This is a genomic window from Pseudomonas sp. Xaverov 83 (genome assembly GCF_019352905.1).
GTDB lineage: Bacteria > Pseudomonadota > Gammaproteobacteria > Pseudomonadales > Pseudomonadaceae > Aquipseudomonas > Aquipseudomonas yamanorum.
The window spans coordinates 13,136-32,941 of record NZ_JAAAFU010000062.1 but is presented as its reverse complement, the minus strand read 5'-3'; the positions used below and the strand labels follow the sequence as shown (position 1 = coordinate 32,941).

18 protein-coding genes and 1 tRNA gene are annotated in these 19,806 nt (G+C 61.2%); 5 read left to right on the top strand and 14 right to left on the bottom strand.

Features of this window, described 5'->3' with window-relative positions:
- Positions 1-2: 2 nt before the first annotated feature.
- Positions 3-2,420, top strand: a complete 2,418-nt coding sequence (locus K0H47_RS19835; protein ID WP_219273471.1) for an ATP-binding protein — start codon at positions 3-5, stop codon at positions 2,418-2,420.
- A 108-nt stretch (positions 2,421-2,528) separates the two neighbouring features.
- The gene (locus tag K0H47_RS19830) at positions 2,529-2,753 is read left to right on the top strand and encodes a hypothetical protein (protein ID WP_063028970.1); all 225 of its coding nucleotides are present in this window, start codon (positions 2,529-2,531) and stop codon (positions 2,751-2,753) included.
- Between the two features lie 270 nt (positions 2,754-3,023).
- Here K0H47_RS19830 and K0H47_RS19825 read toward each other — a convergent pair.
- The 5 genes from K0H47_RS19825 to K0H47_RS19805 form a co-directional block, all read right to left on the bottom strand.
- Positions 3,024-3,099 (bottom strand) — tRNA-Gly (locus K0H47_RS19825).
- Positions 3,100-3,162: 63 nt separating this feature from the next.
- Positions 3,163-3,723 carry a CDP-diacylglycerol--glycerol-3-phosphate 3-phosphatidyltransferase gene (pgsA, locus tag K0H47_RS19820; protein WP_003208929.1) on the bottom strand — a complete coding sequence of 187 codons (561 nt, stop codon included), beginning with the start codon at positions 3,721-3,723 and terminating at the stop codon, positions 3,163-3,165.
- Positions 3,724-3,755: 32 nt separating this feature from the next.
- Positions 3,756-5,594, bottom strand: coding sequence for an excinuclease ABC subunit UvrC (uvrC, locus tag K0H47_RS19815; RefSeq protein WP_257626709.1), 1,839 nt, complete (start codon positions 5,592-5,594; stop codon positions 3,756-3,758).
- A 1-nt stretch (position 5,595) separates the two neighbouring features.
- On the bottom strand, positions 5,596-6,237 hold the full coding sequence (uvrY, locus tag K0H47_RS19810; RefSeq protein WP_008436066.1) for a UvrY/SirA/GacA family response regulator transcription factor: 642 nt from the start codon (positions 6,235-6,237) through the stop codon (positions 5,596-5,598).
- A 151-nt stretch (positions 6,238-6,388) separates the two neighbouring features.
- Positions 6,389-6,754 (bottom strand): helix-turn-helix domain-containing protein, encoded by a 366-nt coding sequence (locus tag K0H47_RS19805; protein ID WP_023658724.1) that lies wholly within the window; start codon positions 6,752-6,754, stop codon positions 6,389-6,391.
- Between the two features lie 81 nt (positions 6,755-6,835).
- Between K0H47_RS19805 and K0H47_RS19800 the strand changes: the two genes are divergently transcribed.
- Complete coding sequence (locus tag K0H47_RS19800; RefSeq protein ID WP_003208935.1) at positions 6,836-7,075, top strand: DNA-binding protein; 240 nt, start codon at positions 6,836-6,838, stop codon at positions 7,073-7,075.
- A gap of 64 nt (positions 7,076-7,139) precedes the next feature.
- Here the strand turns inward: K0H47_RS19800 and K0H47_RS19795 are convergent, their stop codons facing one another.
- A complete protein-coding gene (locus tag K0H47_RS19795; RefSeq protein ID WP_219273470.1) occupies positions 7,140-7,574 on the bottom strand; it encodes a GNAT family N-acetyltransferase in 435 nt (144 codons plus the stop codon).
- Positions 7,575-7,587: 13 nt separating this feature from the next.
- A complete protein-coding gene (locus K0H47_RS19790; RefSeq protein WP_177025999.1) occupies positions 7,588-8,340 on the bottom strand; it encodes a carbon-nitrogen hydrolase family protein in 753 nt (250 codons plus the stop codon).
- Between the two features lie 145 nt (positions 8,341-8,485).
- On the opposite strand from K0H47_RS19790, the gene K0H47_RS31175 reads away from it, so the two are divergent.
- On the top strand, positions 8,486-8,620 hold the full coding sequence (locus K0H47_RS31175; RefSeq protein ID WP_017475425.1) for a hypothetical protein: 135 nt from the start codon (positions 8,486-8,488) through the stop codon (positions 8,618-8,620).
- 338 nt (positions 8,621-8,958) lie between these two features.
- A complete protein-coding gene (locus tag K0H47_RS19785; RefSeq protein ID WP_093208468.1) occupies positions 8,959-10,035 on the top strand; it encodes a 3-deoxy-7-phosphoheptulonate synthase in 1,077 nt (358 codons plus the stop codon).
- A 122-nt stretch (positions 10,036-10,157) separates the two neighbouring features.
- On the opposite strand, the gene K0H47_RS19780 is transcribed toward K0H47_RS19785, so the two are convergent.
- From K0H47_RS19780 to K0H47_RS19750, 7 genes are all read right to left on the bottom strand, one after another.
- Positions 10,158-10,859: an NAD(P)H-dependent oxidoreductase gene (locus tag K0H47_RS19780; protein WP_063028964.1), complete on the bottom strand. Its 702-nt coding sequence runs from the start codon at positions 10,857-10,859 to the stop codon at positions 10,158-10,160.
- A gap of 9 nt (positions 10,860-10,868) precedes the next feature.
- Positions 10,869-12,488, bottom strand: a complete 1,620-nt coding sequence (locus K0H47_RS19775; RefSeq protein WP_219273469.1) for an ABC transporter ATP-binding protein — start codon at positions 12,486-12,488, stop codon at positions 10,869-10,871.
- Positions 12,489-12,490: 2 nt separating this feature from the next.
- A complete protein-coding gene (locus K0H47_RS19770; protein ID WP_219273468.1) occupies positions 12,491-13,318 on the bottom strand; it encodes an ABC transporter permease in 828 nt (275 codons plus the stop codon).
- Positions 13,319-13,321: 3 nt separating this feature from the next.
- Complete coding sequence (locus K0H47_RS19765) at positions 13,322-14,281, bottom strand: ABC transporter permease (protein ID WP_010173705.1); 960 nt, start codon at positions 14,279-14,281, stop codon at positions 13,322-13,324.
- A gap of 186 nt (positions 14,282-14,467) precedes the next feature.
- The gene (locus tag K0H47_RS19760) at positions 14,468-16,054 is read right to left on the bottom strand and encodes an ABC transporter substrate-binding protein (protein ID WP_219273467.1); all 1,587 of its coding nucleotides are present in this window, start codon (positions 16,052-16,054) and stop codon (positions 14,468-14,470) included.
- 12 nt (positions 16,055-16,066) lie between these two features.
- The gene (locus tag K0H47_RS19755) at positions 16,067-17,677 is read right to left on the bottom strand and encodes a 5-guanidino-2-oxopentanoate decarboxylase (RefSeq protein ID WP_219273466.1); all 1,611 of its coding nucleotides are present in this window, start codon (positions 17,675-17,677) and stop codon (positions 16,067-16,069) included.
- Positions 17,678-17,688: 11 nt separating this feature from the next.
- The gene (locus tag K0H47_RS19750; protein WP_219273465.1) at positions 17,689-19,788 is read right to left on the bottom strand and encodes an acetate--CoA ligase family protein; all 2,100 of its coding nucleotides are present in this window, start codon (positions 19,786-19,788) and stop codon (positions 17,689-17,691) included.
- Positions 19,789-19,806 lie beyond the last annotated feature (18 nt).

The window sequence follows — 19,806 nt, the reverse complement described above, 5'->3', positions numbered from 1 at the left end:
ACATGATGACCAGGAACCGCGTTCGTTGGGGCACCAGCCTGTGCCTGTTAATGGCCGCAACATGGGCTAACGCCGGCGCGCGGCCTCCCGGACCTGATTTAAGCGTCGAGGAAAGAGTCTGGATCGAACATCATCCGGTATTGCGTGTCGCCGCAGTGGGCAGTCTTTCTCCAATCGAATACGTGGAGAACGGCCGCCTCAAGGGGCTGTCAGCTGAATACTTGCAGCTGATTGCCCACAAGACCGGCATGAAGATCGACTACGTTTCCGCTCACTCGATCCAGGATCGCATAGAGCTGCTGATGACCGGTAAGGCAGACCTTATCTCCACTGTCAGGCTTAATGGGCCCGGAGGTAAAAATCCTCGGCTGCTGCTGACTTCAGCCTATTTGAATACCACCACGGTCATCATCACCCGCACCGGGCGCCCGCCTCTTTTCGAGGCCGAACAGCTGGACCGGTTGACCGTGACCCTGCCCTACTTCGACCGCTACAGTGATTTTCTCGCGACGAAGGCACCTGGGGCGAAACTGATCATCGGCGGCAGCGCCATGGCGATGCTGCAGCAAGTTGCCGAAGGAACCGCTGACGCTGCGGTTGCCACCGAAGCCTATCTGCTGCCGTTCCTCTATCGACAGTTCCAGGGCCAGCTGCAGATATCCGGGGTGCTCACCGGTATGGCATCGCAAATTGGCATGGGTACTCGAAAAAACGAGCCTTTACTGCACTCAATCATCCAGAAGACGCTGGACTCGGTCACCCCTGACGAAGTTCGCGTCCTGCACGCTAACTGGCTGCGCGAACATGCCACCCAGGAACTGCCGCTCAGGGAAGTCGTATCCCACTACCCTCACGAGATCGCGTTAATTGTCCTGGTGGTAGTGCTATTGCTCATCACGATTTACCAAACCCAGCGCATGCGTCAGCGCGCCGAGCGCAACGAACGGGAAAAGGCGATGTTCCTGGCCGTAATGAGCCATGAAATCCGCTCGCCGATGAACGCGGTGGTGGCTGCCGTCGAACTGCTGCGCAACACGCCACTGGACAAGCAGCAACAGCACTTTGCCGACTTGGCCAACCACGGCGCTCAGTCGTTATTGAGGCTGCTCAATGACGTACTGGATATTTCCAAGCTTGATGCCGGACAGGTCAGACTCGACTACGAGCCGGTGAACATCTACACCCTGGTGCATAACGTCGTTGACCTGCATCGCTTGCGGGCCCAGGAGAAACATCTATCGATCAGCACCGATGGCGAATCCCACCTGCCGCTGTTGATGCTCGACAGCACCCGCATTGGGCAAGTGCTGCACAACCTGCTATCCAATGCGATCAAGTTCACCGAAATCGGTGGCGTGGAAGTTGCCTATGTGATCAGTGACCTGCCTTCATCGCGCAACAAGCAGCTGCGCTTGACCGTCACCGATACCGGTATCGGTCTGAGCCCGGAAAGCCAGGCTCGCCTGTTCCAGCCTTACAGCCAGGCAGCACAATCCTATAAGCGCTCCGGTGGCACAGGCCTGGGGCTGGTCATCTGTCGCGACTTACTCAAACTCATGGGCGGCACCCTCACGCTGGACAGTTCGCTGGGCAACGGAACGCGCGTTGAATTGTCGTTGACCGCGGAGTTGGCGCCGCCCGATTCGACGGAGGCTGAAACCGTACTCCCCGCTACAAGCTGGTCAGCGGCATCCTCACCAAAGGCCTTGCGCGTTCTGGTAGTGGAGGACACCGTCGCCAACCAGGCCGTATTGCGGGCACAGATCGAAGGCTTCGGCTGCACCGCGGTGATCGCCAGGGATGGTGCCCAGGCCGTGGACTGCTTTGAACAAGGCACCTACGACCTGATCTTGATGGACTGCGACTTGCCAGACCAGGACGGCTATTCGCTGACCCGTCTGTTCCGCATGATCGAACAGGATGCCGCACAAACGCGTTGCCCCATCATTGCGATATCCGCCTCTACAGGCAACGGGCACGTCACACGCTGTTTTGATGCGGGCATGGATGGCATCCTCAGTAAGCCGATCGGCCTCGGAAAATTACAGGATGCCATCGAGTTATGGTGCGGCGTAACGCTGACGTTACTGCCACAACCCTTCGCCCACCGGTACACGGTGGACCACCAACAGATCCGTGAAGCGTTGGAGCGGGATCTACAGGCGCTGCTTGAAGGTATGGTGCTACAGAGACTGGAGCCTGCCCTGCACGCCACCCACCGTCTTCACGGTGCTGCACGCAGCATCGAGTGGACAGCGGTGGCCCGTGAATCGGGGCAGTTGGAGGTCCTGCTCAGAGCGGCCACGCCGTGGAGCGACCCAAGCTACCTCACGACCTTGCAGGCGCTGATTCACGAGTTCCGCACCACTACGTTCAGTCACCCTGTTTCCGAGTATCCCGCTCCTCCTCCGCTGGATTGAGATTCGTGTCTGTGATTTCAGAGCAGTCTGATTGGATCCCCCGCTCTCGCGCCTGAAAATCGGCCGTGTCATCTGACGACAAACTCAACTGCACCCAAGGTTTGACTGATGGATCCTTTGCACGAGATTCAAAGACGGCAACTCAGGCTGATCGAGTCAGCGTCCATCAACGAAGCCTGCGCGATTGACTTGCTGAGCCTGTTGCGCAGATTGACAGCGGCCGAAGCCAATAATGTCCTGAATATGATCACGCTGCTGCAAAGCGAGGCGGAATTCCTGCGCAGGCTTTCGAAAGAAATGGCCATCCGGGATTACGGGATGCTCGCTGGTTAGCGTGATCACACGTGGCCTGAGTGTCGCCAACGCGTCAAAAGCCAAACAACTCACTCCCCACGAGCGCTTTTAGCTCCTGGATCCTGATCACGTACGACGAGGGCAGTTGTGAGCTGTCATTCAAGCCGTCCTGCCGGCCTCAGTCACCATAAGTGACAAGTCCCTGGATTTCGGTAGTTTTCCGTAGAAAAGAAAAAGACGCCGAAGCGTCTATTGCATAAATCACAGGCAAAAAAAAGCCACTCGTTAGAGTGGCTTTTTCTTTGTGTTTGGAGCGGGAAACGAGACTCGAACTCGCGACCCCGACCTTGGCAAGGTCGTGCTCTACCAACTGAGCTATTCCCGCGTCTTGGTGATGCGCATTCTATAGAATCCTCATCACCCGTCAACCCCTTGATTCAAAAAAGTTTTATTTCTTTTCAACCTCAGTGCGCAGATGCGGCCAGGCGGCGCGCAAATATTGCAGCATGGACCACAAGGTCAGCCCCGCGGCGATCAGCAGCAAGGCGTAGCCCAGCAATACCCAGAAGGAGAAATCCGACGGGTTGGCCAGCAGGATCACCAGGGCAAGCATCTGCGCCGCGGTTTTCCATTTGCCCATGTTGGACACGGCCACGTGAGCACGGGCGCCGATTTCGGCCATCCATTCCCGCAGGGCCGAGACGACGATCTCGCGACCGATGATCACGGCCGCCGGCAAGGTCAGCCAGAGGTTGCCATGTTCCTGCACCAGCAGCACCAGGGCGACCGCTACCATCAGTTTGTCGGCCACCGGGTCCAGGAACGCGCCAAACGGCGTGCTCTGCTCCAGGCGGCGGGCCAGGTAGCCGTCCAGCCAGTCGGTGGCAGCCGCGAAGGCGAAGACCGAACTGGATGCCATGTAACTCCATTCGTACGGCAGGTAAAACAGCAAAATGAAAATCGGAATGAGCAGGACGCGTAGTACGGTGATCAGATTAGGGATATTCATCGGCACAACTGGCTACGAGGTGAGAAGGCATTCTACTCGCTGTGCAGATTTGCATAAATCAACTCTGCGAGCTTTTTACTGATACCGGGAGCTTTGGCTATTTCTTCGATGCTGGCACGGGACAGCTCCTGCAAGCCACCAAAATGTTTTAACAAGTCCCGCCGCCGCGTTGGCCCGACCCCCGCCACCCCTTCCAGGGTTGAGGTACGCCGGGTCTTGCCACGTCGGGCGCGGTGGCCGGTGATGGCGAAACGGTGGGCTTCGTCGCGGATCTGCTGGATAAGATGCAGCGCCGGGGAGTCGCCCTTCAAAGTGAACTCATGGGCGGCATCATTCAAGTACAAGGTTTCAAAACCGGCCTTGCGGGTGGCCCCCTTGGCCACGCCGAGCAGGATCAGGTCGGGCACCGCCAGTTCATTGAGCACGTCGCGGGCCATGGATAGCTGACCCTTGCCACCGTCCACCAACAGGATGTCCGGCAGCTTGCCCTCGCCGTCCTTCAGTTTGCTGAAGCGGCGGGTCAGGGCCTGGTGCATGGCGGCATAGTCATCGCCCGGAGTAACGCCTTCGATGTTGTAGCGCCGGTAGTCGGACTTGATCGGTCCTTCAGGCCCGAACACCACGCAGGAGGCCACGGTGGCTTCGCCGCTGGAATGGCTGATGTCGTAGCACTCGAGGCGCTGGGGCGGCTCGTCAAGGTTGAGGACTTCGGCCAAAGCGTCAAACCGTGCGGCGACGTGCTGGCGGTTGGCCAGACGTGCGCCCAGGGCCTGTTCGGCATTGGTCACGGCCAGTTGCTGCCAGCGGGCCCGGGTGCCGCGTACGCGGTGGCTGATGTCCAGCTCGCGGCCGCGCAATTCGTGAATCGCTTCGATCAGCGCCGGGAAGTCCTCATGCACCACGTTGACGATCAGCTCGCTCGGCAGGTCGCGCTCGGGGCTGCTGACGTAGTACTGGCCAAGGAACGCCGCCATGACTTCGGCGACCTCCTCTTCTATACCGGTCTGGGGGAAGAAGTTCTTGCTGCCCAGCACCCGGCCGCCGCGCACGCTGATCAGGTGCACACAAGCACCGCCCGGGTTGACGAAGGCGGCGATGACGTCGACGTCACCGGTGCCGCCCTCCATGCTCTGCTGGTCCTGCACGCGGCGCAGCAGGGAGATCTGGTCGCGCAGTTCGGCGGCGCGCTCGAAATCCAGGGTGCTGGCCGCTTGCTCCATGGCGCCGGACAGTTCATCGGCCAGGGCGTTGCTGCGGCCTTCGAGGAACATCACCGAATGGCGCACGTCCTCAGCGTATTCCGCAGGCTCAACCAGACCTACACATGGCGCCTTGCAGCGCTTGATCTGGTACTGCAGGCATGGGCGGTTGCGGTTCTTGTAGAAACTGTCTTCGCACTGGCGCACGAAAAACGCCTTTTGCAACAGGCTCAGGCTTTCGCGGATGGCGCCGGCGCTGGGGTAAGGCCCGAAGTACTTGCCCTTCTGCTTCTTGGCACCGCGATGGATGCTCAGGCGTGGGAAGTCGCCGTCCGAGAGAAACACGTACGGGTAGGACTTATCGTCACGCAGCAGGATGTTATAGGGCGGCCGCCATTCCTTGATCAGCGTCTGCTCAAGCAGCAGCGCCTCGGTTTCGTTGGCGGTGATGGTGGTTTCCACCTGGGCGATACGCGCCACCAGTGCCGCCGTCTTCGTTGCCAGGCCGGTCTTGCGGAAGTAACTCGCCAGGCGGCTCTTCAGGTTCTTGGCTTTACCGACGTAGAGCAGGCGCGCTTCGCTGTCGAACATGCGATACACGCCGGGACGGCCACTGCAGGTTGCAAGGAACGCACTCGGATCGAATTGGACCTTTATTTCAGAAGCTGTCATTTCAGGCGCTGGCATCTACCATGCCGTGGCGTACCGCCAGCAGGGTCAATTCAACATCACTGCTGATGGAAAGCTTTTCGAAAATCCGATAACGGTAGGTGTTCACGGTTTTCGGCGACAGGCACAGCTTGTCGGAGATCGACTGGACTTTCTGACAGCCGACAATCATCAGGGCGATCTGGATTTCGCGCTCCGACAGCGCATCGAACGGCGAGTCGCTGGTGGGCTGGAAAGACTTGATCGCCAGCTGCTGGGCAATCTGCGGGCTGATGTAGCGTTGGCCGGCAAATACCAGGCGAATGGCCTGGACCATTTCCGCCAATCCCGCGCCTTTTGTCAGATAGCCAGCCGCGCCCGCTTGTAGCAGCCGTGTAGGAAAAGGATCTTCCTCACACACGGTTACTACCACGACTTTGATATCCGGATGGCTGCGCAACAACTTTGTAGTGGCGCCAAGACCGCCGATCCCAGGCATCTTGACGTCCATCAAAACCACATCGGGCTTCAACTCCCGGGCCTTGATCAGGGACTCCTCCCCTGACTCGGCCTGGCCGACTACTTGCAGGCCATCGATGTCAGCCAGCATTCGTGTAATGCCTGTACGAACGAGATCATGGTCATCGACTACTAGCACCCTAATCAAGCAGACACCTCGCGATATGGTCTTATAGGTTGCTGAACACCTTAGCAAAAAACCACGGCGCAGACCTAGCTGCAAGCGTCATATATATAGAGTTTCAATGCACAACGGGCCGCCGCCGAGTGGCGGGCGGCTCAATTTCCTGGGTAAAAGGTCAGGAATCCGGGGCCGATGACCGGTTTTTTCCATTGGTGGAGAGTGAATGCTCGGCCAGGGTAGAGGTCAGGCGATGGATTGCATCCTGGTCTTCCTTGAACATCGCACGGTAGTTGCCCAGCACTTTTTCTTCGATTTGGCTCAGATTTTCCAGTTGGGTCGGCGTCGGCGTGCCGGTCAACACGTACAGGATATCGACACCTTTTTCTGCCACGCGGGACAAGTAATCGGCCTTGGGCGCGCGGCCGCCATTTTCGTACTTCCCCTGTGCGTTAGCTTCTACACCTCCTATTTCACCAAAAGTTTTCTGCGACAGGCCAAGTCGCTCTCTTTCTTGCCTTAACCGGAAACCGATTCCACTCATTTGGATGTATGATCCTATTTGGCACACCCCAAGAGGTGACACACTCATCTCGTTTTACACAAACTTGAACGGTTTTGAACTATGCCCGGTATTCGCACTGCTGCACAAGCCAAGGCTTGGCTGGAACATCAAGGTAAGTCTGTTCAAGCGTTCGCCCGGGAACATGGCGTGGACCCGGCAACCACTTATCAAGTGCTCGCTGGGCGCAAAAAGGGACGGCGGGGAGAAGCCCACAAGGTCGCGGTCCTGTTAGGCATGAAGGACGGGATCATCCCGGTTGAGGACGAAACCGTAAGGCAAGATCAGGAAGTCATTTCTTGAAGTCAGTATGCGCTTATTAAAACCAAGTGCCTGTTTTCCCAAAATTGGCAGTACTCACACCTGATCACGGCCGGCAATTGCGCTCCATGCGCCAGAAGCAATCCTCCGCATTTACGATTTCCAGGCCCTTGCGTTGATACAGCCGTCGCGCCGGGTTGGTCTTGAAAACGGTCAACCGTAAAAGACCCAGCCCTTCCGCGCGCGCCTTGTACACCATCTGCTCGATAACCCAGCCGCCAGCCCCTTGATGACGAAACGCCTCAAGGATGTGCAATTCGCGTATATACAACGCCTTGGGGTCACGACTCAGACTGATGAAACCCAGCACCTGGGTATCGCGACAGATCAACCAGTTTTCCCGACCCGCCCAGGCGGTATCGAACCCGGCATCGGACCAGGACAAGTCGTATTGGCGATAATAGTTGCCCATGGCCTGATGGGTCAGGGTTCGGGCGAAGGCCAGGTGCTGGCTGGTTGCAGCCTGTAGTTGAAACGCCATGTGCCTGCGCCTCCTAAATCGCCACCTGTTCCCCGCGCCATTGGCCAGCGCTGCTGCGACGTGCAATCACCAACGAATCGCCCACACCAGGGGCGGCTGCGATCAAAGTGCCGTCAGCGCCCCAGATCGAACTGCGTCCGGCGCAGGTCCAGCCACCGGTCGGGCCACCGTGATTGGCCATCAGCACCAGCATTTGGTGCTCGGCGGCGTAGCCTTGTAGCAACGTCGTATCGGGAGCGTAGCCGCCTTCGCTGATCAGCACACCCGCAACGTAGATATTCGCCCCGGCTTCGGCTGCCTGCCGTGGGTGGCTGGGGTGGGAGAAGTCTGCACATACGGCCAGGGCAATCCGGTCGCCACCCCATTCAAGGACGGCCCCGCCCTGCCCCGCAGCAAAGGCCGCTTCTTCACCAGGATGCAGATGCTGCTTGGTATAGACCGACACCGAACCATCCGGCCCCAGCACCAGCGCGCCGATCAACACCTCACTGGCGGCCCCCAGGCGAATCGGCATGCCCACCACCGCAGTAATGCGCAACTCACGGGCCATCTCCCGCAGCGGCGCCACTACTTCATCGTCAGGCGCAATCGCCAATTCGGCGGCCAACGCTGGTTCGTACCCCGTCAGCGACAGTTCCGGAAACACCAGCAATTGCACACCATGCTCTGCCGCCGTGCGCATGAATGCCAAGTGACGCGCGATATTTCCGGGCACGTCGCCGGCAATGGAGATGGATTGGGCAGCAGCAATCGTGAAGGCAATCATGGTCGCATCCAGGCAATCATCGTGAAGTCCGTGCAGCATATCGACACTTGGGTCATAGCCGTAAGTACCCACACTCAATAGAAATTACTGATTGAATCCACCCGCTCGCCTCAGTTAAGCTCCCCCCATCATTTGGAGACACACCATGTTGCAACTCACCCACATTCAGGTTTGCCCTGCTGCCAGCGCCCAGCGCTCGGTCGTGGCTGCCCGTGTGAGCGGTTTGAGTGCACTGGTCAGCTTTTATTTTGGGTATTGGTTTAGCCACTGGCGCGCCTGATACCTGAAATCGGCGCCCACTACTCAAGGGGTCGCCTACCAGAGAAATCTAACCCCCGGTCGGCTCCCCGACCGGGGGTTTTGTTTTTTCAGCCCTTATTATTTTTGCCACACACCGAACACTTAAAGGACTCACGACATGAACTACGCCACCTATTACCGCTACGACACCTCCACCGCCTGGCGATTTAGCAAGCTCCGTTCGGGACAGCCTGCCGCCTCCGATCGGTCACCTATTGGTGGCAAGCCAACACTCGTAGCCAATACGGCCAATTGTCGAACACCCCAGTAGGGCAGAGCGTGCGGGAACAGCCCGCTGCTTGCCCAGGAAGCCCGAATATGAACTCCTCGATCGCCGCTCTGCCTGTTTCTACCCTGTCCTGCGCCAATGAAGCGCTGACCCAGCGTTTGCCCAGTGCCCTTGAGCTCAAGCACCAACTGCCCCTGAGCCCATTCCTCAACGAACAGATCCACGCCCATCGCCAAGCCGTGCGCGCCATCCTCAAGGGTGAAGACTCACGCCTGCTGGTGATCGTCGGCCCGTGCTCGATCCACGACCCGGAATCGGCCATGGAATACGCGCGCAACCTGAAAAAACTGGCCCATGAAGTCAGTGACCAGATGCTGCTGGTGATCCGCGCCTACGTCGAAAAACCCCGCACCACCATCGGTTGGAAAGGCCTGGCCTACGACCCGCACTTGGATGGCAGCGACGACATGGCCGCAGGCCTGACCCTGTCCCGGGAGCTGATGCGTGAAATGCTGCGCCTGGGCCTGCCGGTCGCCACCGAGCTGCTGCAACCGATGGCTGCCGGCTACTTCGATGACCTGCTGAGCTGGGTCGCCATTGGCGCGCGCACCACCGAATCGCAGATCCACCGCGAAATGGCCAGCGGCCTCGGCATGCCCGTGGGCTTCAAGAACGGCACCGACGGCGGCGTCGCCATCGCCTGTGACGCCATGCGCTCCGCCGCGCACCCGCACCGCCACTTCGGCGTCGACAGTCAGGGCCATCCGGCGATCATCCAGACCCCGGGCAACCCCGACACTCACCTCGTGTTGCGCGGCGGCCACCGTGGGCCGAACTACGATCGTCAGAGCGTGGCCCAGGTACACGCCGACCTGGCCAAGAGCAAAGTCGCGCCGCGGATCATGGTCGACTGCAGCCACGCCAACAGCGGCAAAGACCCGCTGCGCCAACCGGCAGTGTTCAACGACGTGCTGGAGCAGCGCTTGCAGGGCGACACGTCGCTGATCGGCATGATGATCGAAAGCCACCTGTTCGAAGGCTGTCAGCCGTTGAGCCCGTCGATGAAATACGGCGTGTCGATCACCGACGGCTGCCTGGGCTGGGACGGCACGGAGCAGTTGCTGCGCAGTGCTGCCGAGCGGCTGCGGGCACACAATCCCGCCTGACAATGAAGATCAAATGTGGGAGCTGGCTTGCCTGCGATGGCGGTGTATCAGTTACCTGACAGGCTGACTGATGCACCGCCATCGCGGGCAAGCCCGGCTCCCACACTGGTTCTTCACTGAGTTCAGGCTAGTGGATAAAGAGCCTCATCAAACTGCGCCAACTTCGGAAACACCAACGGCTGGTCATCCGCCAGCCCTTCCAATCGCTGCTGGTAACTGCGCAGAAAATCCTGCCGGGCCTCGGCGCTGATATATGGCACATGCCACGCCACAAACGGTTCCAGCACCTCAAACCCGACATACGCCAGCGTGCCACGCAGGATCGGCCGCAGCATGTCCTCCAATGGCCCGTGAATCGCCCCCTCGCCAAACATATGCTCGCGCCCGCCAAGGGTCACCGTGACGAGCGCTTTCTTGCCGGCGAGCCCGCCCTGATCATAAAACCGCTTGCCGCCGTAACACACGCCCGACACCAGCACCCGGTCAATCCAGCCCTTGAGCATCGCGGGCGCCGAGAACCAGAAGATCGGGAAGTTGAGGATCAGCAGATCAGCCCACAGCAGCTTGTCCAACTCCTGCTGGATATCCGCCGCGATGGATTGGCTTTTCACCCCCAGGCGCTGCTCCAGGGCATACACCAGGTAGTCGGGGTTCTCCCGGGAGGTGAAGTCCGAGGCGCTGGCTACGGGATTCCAGTTCATCGCGTACAAATCACTGACCTGCACCTCATGCCCCTGCGCTTGCAGGGTGGCGATGGCCTGGTCACGCAAGGCCGCGGTAAACGACTGCGGCTCGGGATGGGCATGGACAATCAACACCTTCATAAAAACTCCTCAAGAAGTTAGGGCGGCCCGTTCGGCCAGCAAATGGTCGAGCCAGTCGGGGTCCATTTCCGGCTCCGATGAAAACAGCAGGCCGGTGTAGTCCTGATACGGCGGGGTGAAGATCGCGCTGCGGCTGCCCTGGTCCACCACCCTGCCCCGCTGCATCACCACCACTTCGTCGGCAATGGCGCGCACCGTGGCCACGTCATGGGTGATAAACAGGTAGGCCACGCCCAACTGCTGCTGAATTCGATTGAGCAGTTTCAGCACGCCCTCGGCGACCAACTGATCCAGGGCCGAGGTCACTTCGTCGCAGATGATCAGTTGTGGGTCGGCCGCCAGGGCGCGAGCGATGCAGATCCGTTGCTTCTGGCCGCCGGACAGTTCTCGGGGCTGACGCTCCATGAACGTGGCCGGGTCCAGCTCGATCATCTCCAGCAACTCGGCGACCCGGGCGCGCATGGCCTTGCCCTTGAGGCCGAGGTAGAAGGTCAGCGGCCGGCCGATGATGTCGACGATGCGCTGGCGCGGGTTCAACGCGGTATCGGGGATCTGGTAGATCATCTGGATCCGTCGCAACTGCTCCTTGCTGCGCCGACGAAAGTCCGCCGGCAACGCTTCACCGTCATACAGCACCTGCCCCGCCGTAGCCGGCAGCAACCCGGTAATCACACGTGCGGTGGAGCTTTTGCCGCTGCCGGACTCACCGATCACCGCCAACGTCTGGCCGCGATGCAAGCTCATCGACACGTCATGCAGCACCGGCTGACGCCCGTAGCTGGCGCACACCTGACGCACTTCCAGCAACGGCACCTGCTGCTGCGGACAGGCCTTGGGCTCGGTGCGAAAGCTGCGCACCGCCCACAGGGATTTGGTGTAGTCCTGCTGCGGGGCGCTGAGCATGGTGCGGGTCTCGGCCTCCTCCACCAGCTTGCCGTGGCGCAGCACCATGATGCGGTCGGCCATCTGTGCGACCACCGCCAGGTCGTGGCTGATATACAGCGCGGCGCTGCCGAAGGTTTTGACCGCATCGCGAATCGCCGCCAGCACTTCGATCTGGGTGGTGACGTCGAGGGCGGTGGTAGGTTCGTCGAAGATGATCAGGTCGGGGTGGCAGGCCATCGCCATGGCGGTCATCACCCGTTGCAGTTGCCCGCCGGACACCTGATGCGGATACCGTTGACCGATGGTTTCCGGATTGGGCAGGCGCAGCACGCGGTACAACTCCACCGCCTCACGTTCAGCCTGGGCGCGACTGATACCGCCATTGATCACGGCGGTTTCCACATGCTGGTCAATCAGCCGGTGGGCCGGGTTGAACGACGCGGCGGCGCTCTGCGCAACGTAGGCAATCCGCAGTCCTCGAAGCTTGCGCAAGGCTTCGGGTTTGGCCTGCAGCAGCTGAATGCCGTCAAAGCACACCGAGCCACCGGTGATGCGGCAACCGTCGCGGGCAAAGCCCATGGCCGCCAGGCCCAGGGTTGATTTACCCGCGCCAGACTCACCAATCAACCCCAACACCTCGCCCCGCTGCAAGGTCAAATCGATGCCCTTGATCAACGGATGCCAGGCGTCTTCGTAATGCCCTTCAATCTGCAGGTTGCGGATTTCCAGCAATGGCTTGTCCATCCTCAACACTCCTTCAGGCCGCTGGATTTATGCAGCATCCAGTCGACGACAAAATTCACGCTGACGGTGATCAACGCCACTGCCAGCGCCGGCAGCAACGGGCTGACGTCACCGAAGGTGATCAGCACCGCGTTGTCGCGGACCATGCTGCCCCAATCGGCGGTGGGCGGTTGAATGCCCAGGCCAAGGAACGACAGCGCGCTGATAAACAAAAACACGAAGCAAAAGCGCAGGCCGAATTCGGCAATCAACGGAGCAGCCGCGTTGGGCAGCACTTCGCGGGTGACCAGCCACCAGAGCCCTTCCCCGCGCAGCCGCGCGGCTTCGACAAAATCCTGCACCACCACAGTCATCGCCACGGCCCGGGACAGGCGAAACACCCGGGTGGAATCCAGCAGTGCAATCACCAGCACCAGCGAGGTGGCATTGGTGCCCACCACGCTGAGAATCAGCAAGGCGAAGATCAGTTGCGGGATCGCCATCAGGATGTCCACCACCCGCGACAACCCTTGATCGACCCAGCCGCCCTTGATCGCCGCAATCAAGCCGCTCAAGCCACCCAGTAAAAACGCCAGCACCGTCGTCAAAAAAGCGATGCCCAGGGTGTTGCGCGCGCCATACACCAGGCGGCTGAACATATCCCGCCCGAGGTTATCGGTGCCCAGCAGGAACTGGCCGCTCCAGGGTGCAAATCCGTCGCCCACCACCTGGGTTTCCCCATAGGGCGCGAGCACCGGTGCAAACAGCGCCACCAGCACGTACAGCACGATAATCAGCAGGCCGAACTTCGCGCTCAATGGCGCCCGGGCCAGTTGTGTGAGAAGGCTCATGGTCTACCCCTTGGGATGCATCAGACGTGGGTTGGTGGCGATGGACAGCACATCGGCGCCGGTATTTAGCAGGATGTAGGTGGCGGCAAAGATCAGGCTGCACGCCTGCACCACCGGGATATCGCGCTTGGACACCGAGTCCACCAGCAACTGGCCGAGACCCGGGTAGACAAACACCACCTCCACCACCACTACGCCCACCACCAGATACGCGAGGTTGAGCGCGATCACGTTGACGATCGGCGCCAGGGCATTGGGCAACGCGTGGCGCCAGATAATCCGCGACTGGCTGATGCCCTTGAGCCGGGCCATTTCGATATACGGGCTGGCCAGCAGGTTGATCAGCGAGGCGCGGGTCATGCGCATCATCTGCGCAATCACCACCAGGCTCAGGGTGGCCACCGGCAGCACCGAACGCTCGAGGATGGTGCCGAATGAGGCGTCCGGCGCCAGGTTGGACAGGCTGGGAAACCAGCCCAGCTTGACCGAAAACACCAGGATCAGCAGGTAGGCGACGAAGAACTCCGGGAACGACACCGCGCTCAGGGCCGAGGTGTTGAGCAGGCGGTCGAACCAGCTATTGCGGTACAGCGCGGCAAGCATGCCCAGCACCAGCGCCAGGGGCACCGAAACCAGCGCGGCCAATGCCGCCAGGCGCAAGGTGTTGCCCAGGCGTGCGCCGATCAGTTCGGCGATGGGCCGCTGGTTGGCCAGGGACGCGCCGAGGTCGCCGTGCAGCAGGCGCAGCAGCCATTGCACGAAGCGGCTCAGGGGCGGCAGGTCCAGGCCCAGTTGGGCGCGAAAGGCAGCGACGGTTTCCGGCGTGGCGGACTGGCCGAGCATGGCCTGGGCGATATCGCCGGGAAGCATGCCCACGGCCAGGAAGATGATCACCGAGACGGCGAACAACGACAGCAGGCCAAGGGCGAGGCGTTGGAGTACCAGTTTGAATAGGCTATTCATGTTCGGTTCTCATGAGTTGGGCATGTTCTCGAAGGCGACAAATGTCCTCTGTGGGAGCTGTCGAGCTTTAGCGAGGCTGCGATGCAGGCGCCGCGGTTTAACAGGACACCGAGGTGATGCCATCGCAGGCAAGCCAGCTCCCACACTTGATCTTCATTGCTTGAGGGATAGCGTTCGACACAAGAGTCACGCCTGCCACCACCGCTCGATCAGCCGCAACCCATCCAGTTCCCCATACGGCGCCGTCAGCGGTCCATGGCTGATGCGGTTCGAGCGGGCCGCCACGGAGTTGGCGAACAACGGCACAATCGCCCCGCCGTCGTCCCGGCACAGGCCCTGCATTTCGTTGTACATCTCCTGGCGCAGCGGCGCGTTCATCTCGCCTCGTGCTGCGTTGAGCAACTGGTTGAAGCGGTCGTTATCCCAATGGGTTTCGTTCCACGCCGCGCCCTTGGCGTATCCGATGCTGAACATGCGGTCGGCGGTCAGGCTGCTGTACCAGAACGAGGTGGTGAATGGCTGCTTCATCCAGATGTTGGAGAAGTACCCATCCGCCGGCTCGCGCACCACGTCGATATCAATCCCGGCCTGGCGTGCCTGTTCCTTGAACAGCACCGAGGCGTCCACTGCGCCGGTGTAGGCGGCATCGGAAGCTTGCAGGCGCACCTTCAGCGACTCGACACCGGCCTTGCGCAGGTAGAAGCGCGACTTGTCCGGATCGTAGGTACGCTGCTCGAGGGCAGCGTTGATAAAGCGGCTGCCGGGCTGGATCGGATGGTCGTTGCCCACCAGGCCATAGCCATGCAGCACCGAGGCCAGCAGGGTTTCGCGGTTGATCGCATGCTTCATCGCCATGCGGATGTCGTTGTTCTTGAACTCGTTGCTGTCGCAGAGCATCGGGAAGGTGTAGTGCTGGGCACCCTTGGTTTCTTCGATGACCAGCATGGGATTGCGCTTGAGCAGGGCCACGGTTTTCAGGTCGACCTTGTTGATCACGTCCACTTGCCCGGTGACCAGCGCATTGACCCGCGCTGCGCCGTCGGCAATCGCCAGCAGCTCGGCGCTGGCGAAGTGCGCCCGGCCCGGCTTCCAGTAATCCGGGTTGCGCTCCAGGTCCATGCGTACGCCGGGCTCGAAACTTTTCAAGCGATAGCCGCTGGTGCCGATCCCGGCCTGCCAGTCGGCGGCACCGTCCTTGGCGGGCATGATCACCAGGTGGTAATCGGCGACCACATAGGCGAAATCGGCATTGCCCGAATGCAGTTCGAACACCACCGCATCGCTGCCCTTGGCGCTGACACTGGCCACATCGCCGATTACCGTTTTGGCCGCCGACGTGGAGTTGGCTGCCAGGTGATGGTTGATCGAGGCCACCACATCGTCAGCGGTCAGGCTTTTGCCGTTATGGAAGGTCACGCCCTGGCGCAGCTTGAAGGTCCAGATGCGCGCGTCGGGCGTCGACTCAAAGCTCTCGGCCAATTCGGGGATGGCGCTGCCGTCCACCGCGATTTCGGTGAGGGTGTTGTACACCGCCGAAAAGCCGACGAAGGTGAAGGTGTCGACCCAGGAGCCTGGGTCGCGGGAGTCGGTGGTGCTGCCGCCAGCCAGCCCCATGCGCAGCACACCGCCGGGCTTGGGCGTGGCCTCTTCGGCAAAGGCCTGCAGCGGCAGGCCCATGGAAAACGCGGCGGCCACGGCACCGGCTACGGCGCTGTGTTTGAGGAAATCCCGTCGGTGCATCGCTTGAGTCATTTTGTTGTTGTTTTCGCTCATGGTGTTGCTCCTCTAAAGGTTCACACAGGCATGCTTCAACTCGATCAAGGTCACGCCGTTGCGCTTGAAACCGTTACGCAAATCCGTCTGCAGCTCATCCAGGTTCTGTGGCTCGCTGACCGTGCAGCCGAACGCCCGCGCCAGGGCGGCGAAGTCCGGGTTGCGCGGCAGTACGCCGATGGGTTCGATGTCCAGGTTCAGCATGTCGTCGCGAATCTGCCCCAGGGCGTCGTTGTTCCACAGCAACACCACCAGCGGGCTGTCCAGTTCTTCCACCGCTGTGGCCAGTTCCTGGGCGGTGTAGAGAAAGCCGCCGTCGCCCACCAGCACCAGGCCGGGCCGCTCCGGCGCGCCGAACTTGGCGCCGATACCGGCCGGCAGGCCATAGCCCAAGGTGCCGTAGCCGGTGGGATGCAGCCAACTGCGGGTGGCATTGCTGGGGAAGGCGTAGTTGCCGGTGTAGGCCAGTTGGGTCATGTCACTGCTGATGAAGGCATTGGCGGGCAACTCGGCGGCGACGCGGTCGAGAATCGCCTGGTGAATCCGTTGCAACGGACCGTGGCCGCTGCTGACTGCCTGGCGTAACCTTGCAACCGCGTCGGTCGCTGCATCGGCGTTGCGCGGCTTGGCTGGCAAGCGTTCCAGCAAAGCCAGCGCCGTTTGCCGGGCATCACCGTGCAACGCGACGGCGCAAGGATAGAAATCGTTGAACTTGCGCGGGTCGATATCCACGCGCAGCAGCTCGCCGTTAATGGGCAGGCGTTCACGCCAAAAATCCGTATCGGCCATTTCGGTGCCGATGGCCAACACCACATCCGCCTCGGCGATAAGCTGCCAGCCGGGCTCGACACACAAGGTCGAACCGGCATTCAACGGATGCGCCACCGGCAACAACCCCTTGCCGGCGACACTGCTGAAAAACGGCGCCGCCAACTGCGTGCTCAAGCGCTGCAAGGCCTCCGCCGCCAATAGCGCGCCGCCACCGGCAATGATCATCGGACGCTTGGCCGCCGCCAGTTTCGCCACGGCCTGATCGAGGCTTTCAGCCGATGGCAGACCTCGCCCGGGACGGCGCACCACGTCATTGTTCCAGTCGCGCTTGATCGGCGCCGACAGCACATCCAGCGGCACCGAAATATGCACCGGCCGCGGCCGCTCACTGTCGAACACCGCGTAGGCCCGCGCGATCAATTCCGGCAAATCCTCGGCACTCAACGCCACCGCCGAAAACGCGGTGATGGGCGCGGTCATCGCGCGCTGGTCCTGGGTTTCATGCAGGCAGCCCCAGCCCTTACCGAGGCTGGCGGTGTGGTTAACGCTGGAAATCACCAGCAGCGGAATCGAGTCGGCGTACGCCTGGCCGATCGCCGTGGCGGCATTGGTCACCCCTGGCCCGGTGATGATGAAACACACGCCTGGCTTGCCGCTGACCCGCGCATAACCGTCGGCCATAAAGCCGGCGCCCTGCTCGTGGCGAGTCAGCACATGCCGAATGCCACTGCCGGGTAAGCCGCGATACAGCTCCAGCGTGTGCACGCCGGGAATCCCGAACACCGTGTCGACGCCATAGTTGGCCAGCAATCGCACCAGGGCCTGGCCGCCCGTCAAGGTTTTGCTTTGCATCGTCATCTCCTTCACACCTGGGCGAGACGGATCAATGCATCGACCGCCGTGGCGCCCCGGGCATTGACCAGCAATGGGTTTACATCGAGTTCCAGCAACTGCCCGGCGTTGGCGCAGGCGTAGTCGGCCACCGCACGAATCGCCGCCACCAGCGCCTCCATGTCGGCCACTTCCCCCCCGCGAAAGCCTTGCAGCAATGCCGCGCTGCGCAGGCTGAGCAAGGCATTGCGGATCGCATCGTCGGTGGTCGGCAGCAACAGGCTGCGACTGTCCTTGAGCAATTCCACGAGGATTCCACCGGCTCCGATCACCAGCGCCAGGCCGAAATCGTTTTCGCGTTTGATGCCCACAATCAGCTCGGCCAACGGCGGCGTGGCCATGGATTCCAGTAGCAGGTGATCGAACGGTACACCCGGCGCGTAGGCAGCAATCCGCTCACGCATATGGGCCAGGGCCGCAGTCAAGGCGAAGCCGTCCCTCAGGTTGAGCGCCACAGCGCCCGCCTCGGTTTTATGCGGGAGGTCGGCACTGACTGCCTTGAGTACCAGCGGATAGCCCAGCACTTTGGCATCGGCGATGGCCCGCGCTGGCGTGCTCAAGACACCGGCCGGCGTCGACAGACCGAAAGCCCGCAACGCCTGCTTGGAGTCCCACTCGTTAAGCGACTGTCCGAGTGCTTCCAGCGCTTGCGGGCACAGCGGCACCAATACCGACTCACCCCGCGCCAGCAGCGCCCGGCGATTGTTTTGATAATCGGCAATCCGACCCCAGGCCGCCAGCGCATCTTCTACGCCCTGCAACGCCGCAACACCTTGCGCATGCAGGCGCTCCCGCGCGTGAGCCGGCAGCAATTCGGGGAATGCCGAGGTGACAAAGCCGGTCTTGCCATGGCGAGTCAGCGCACTGCAAAACAGCTCCAGCAGCAGGTCGCATTCCTTGCGCTCACCGGTAAATTCCGCCGGGTAGTCGAGCACCAGCATCGCCGCATCCGCTTCGGTGCGCAGTGCCGTATCGAGCATGGTATTGAGGGCTTCGCTGTTGCCCCAGATGGCCGTGGTGAAATCCAGCGGGTTGACCAGGTTGGCGTAGCTCGGCAGTACCTGCGCCAGTTCCGAACGCTGGCCCTCATCGAGTTTGGGCAGGCTTAAATCGTTGCGCTCGGCGTAGTCGGCAATCAACCCGGCATCACCACCGGAACAGGCCAGGGCAATCAGGTTGTTGCCCGCCGGCAAGTTACCGCAGGCCGCAGCTTTCAGGGTCTCGACAAAACTCACCGGGCCGCTGACCCGGATCACGCCCAGGCGCGCAAACAGGCTGTCGTACAACGCGTCTGAACCCGACAACGAACTGGTATGACTCAAGGCCAACTCGGCGCCGATCTGCGACACGCCGGTTTTCAGGGCGATGATTGGAATGCCTTTTTCCAGGGCCTTATGGGCCGCACGGGCGAACCCCGGCACATTCTTCAAGCCTTCCAGGTGCAAGCCGATGGCCGTGACGCGTGGTTCGTCGAGCAACACATCCATCAACTCGGCAACCCCCAATTGCGCCTGGTTGCCCACCGACGCCATATAGGCCACCGGCAGCGAACGGTCGCTCATGGACAGGTTGTAGGCGAAGTTGCCACTCTGGGTCAGCACCGCAACGCCCTTCTCTACCGGCTTGCCGCCATGGGCTACTGGCCAGAGCGCCGAGCTGTGCAAGTGATCCAGCAGGCCATAGCAATTGGGACCCAGCAGCGCCATCTCGCCAGCCGCCTCGAGCAGTTGTTGCTGCAAGGCCTGGCCCTCGGCGCCGGTTTCGGCAAACCCGGAGGCGTAGCAGATGGCACCGCCGGTACCTATGGCCGCCAGTTCGGCGACACAGGTCAGGGTCAGCTCGCGATTGGTAGCGATAAACACCGCGTCCGGACCGCACGGCAAATCGGCCACGCGACGCACGCAGGGAACGCCATCAAGGCTGTCATGTTGCGGGTTGACCAGCCACATCTGGCCGTCAAAACCACCTTCGGCGCAGCGCTTGAGGGCGCGGGCCATGCTGCGCCCGCCGACGAATGCCAAGTGACGGGGCGCCAGCAGGCGCTTGAGATTGTCGCGAATAGCCTGGGACATAAGCGTTCTCCCACCCGA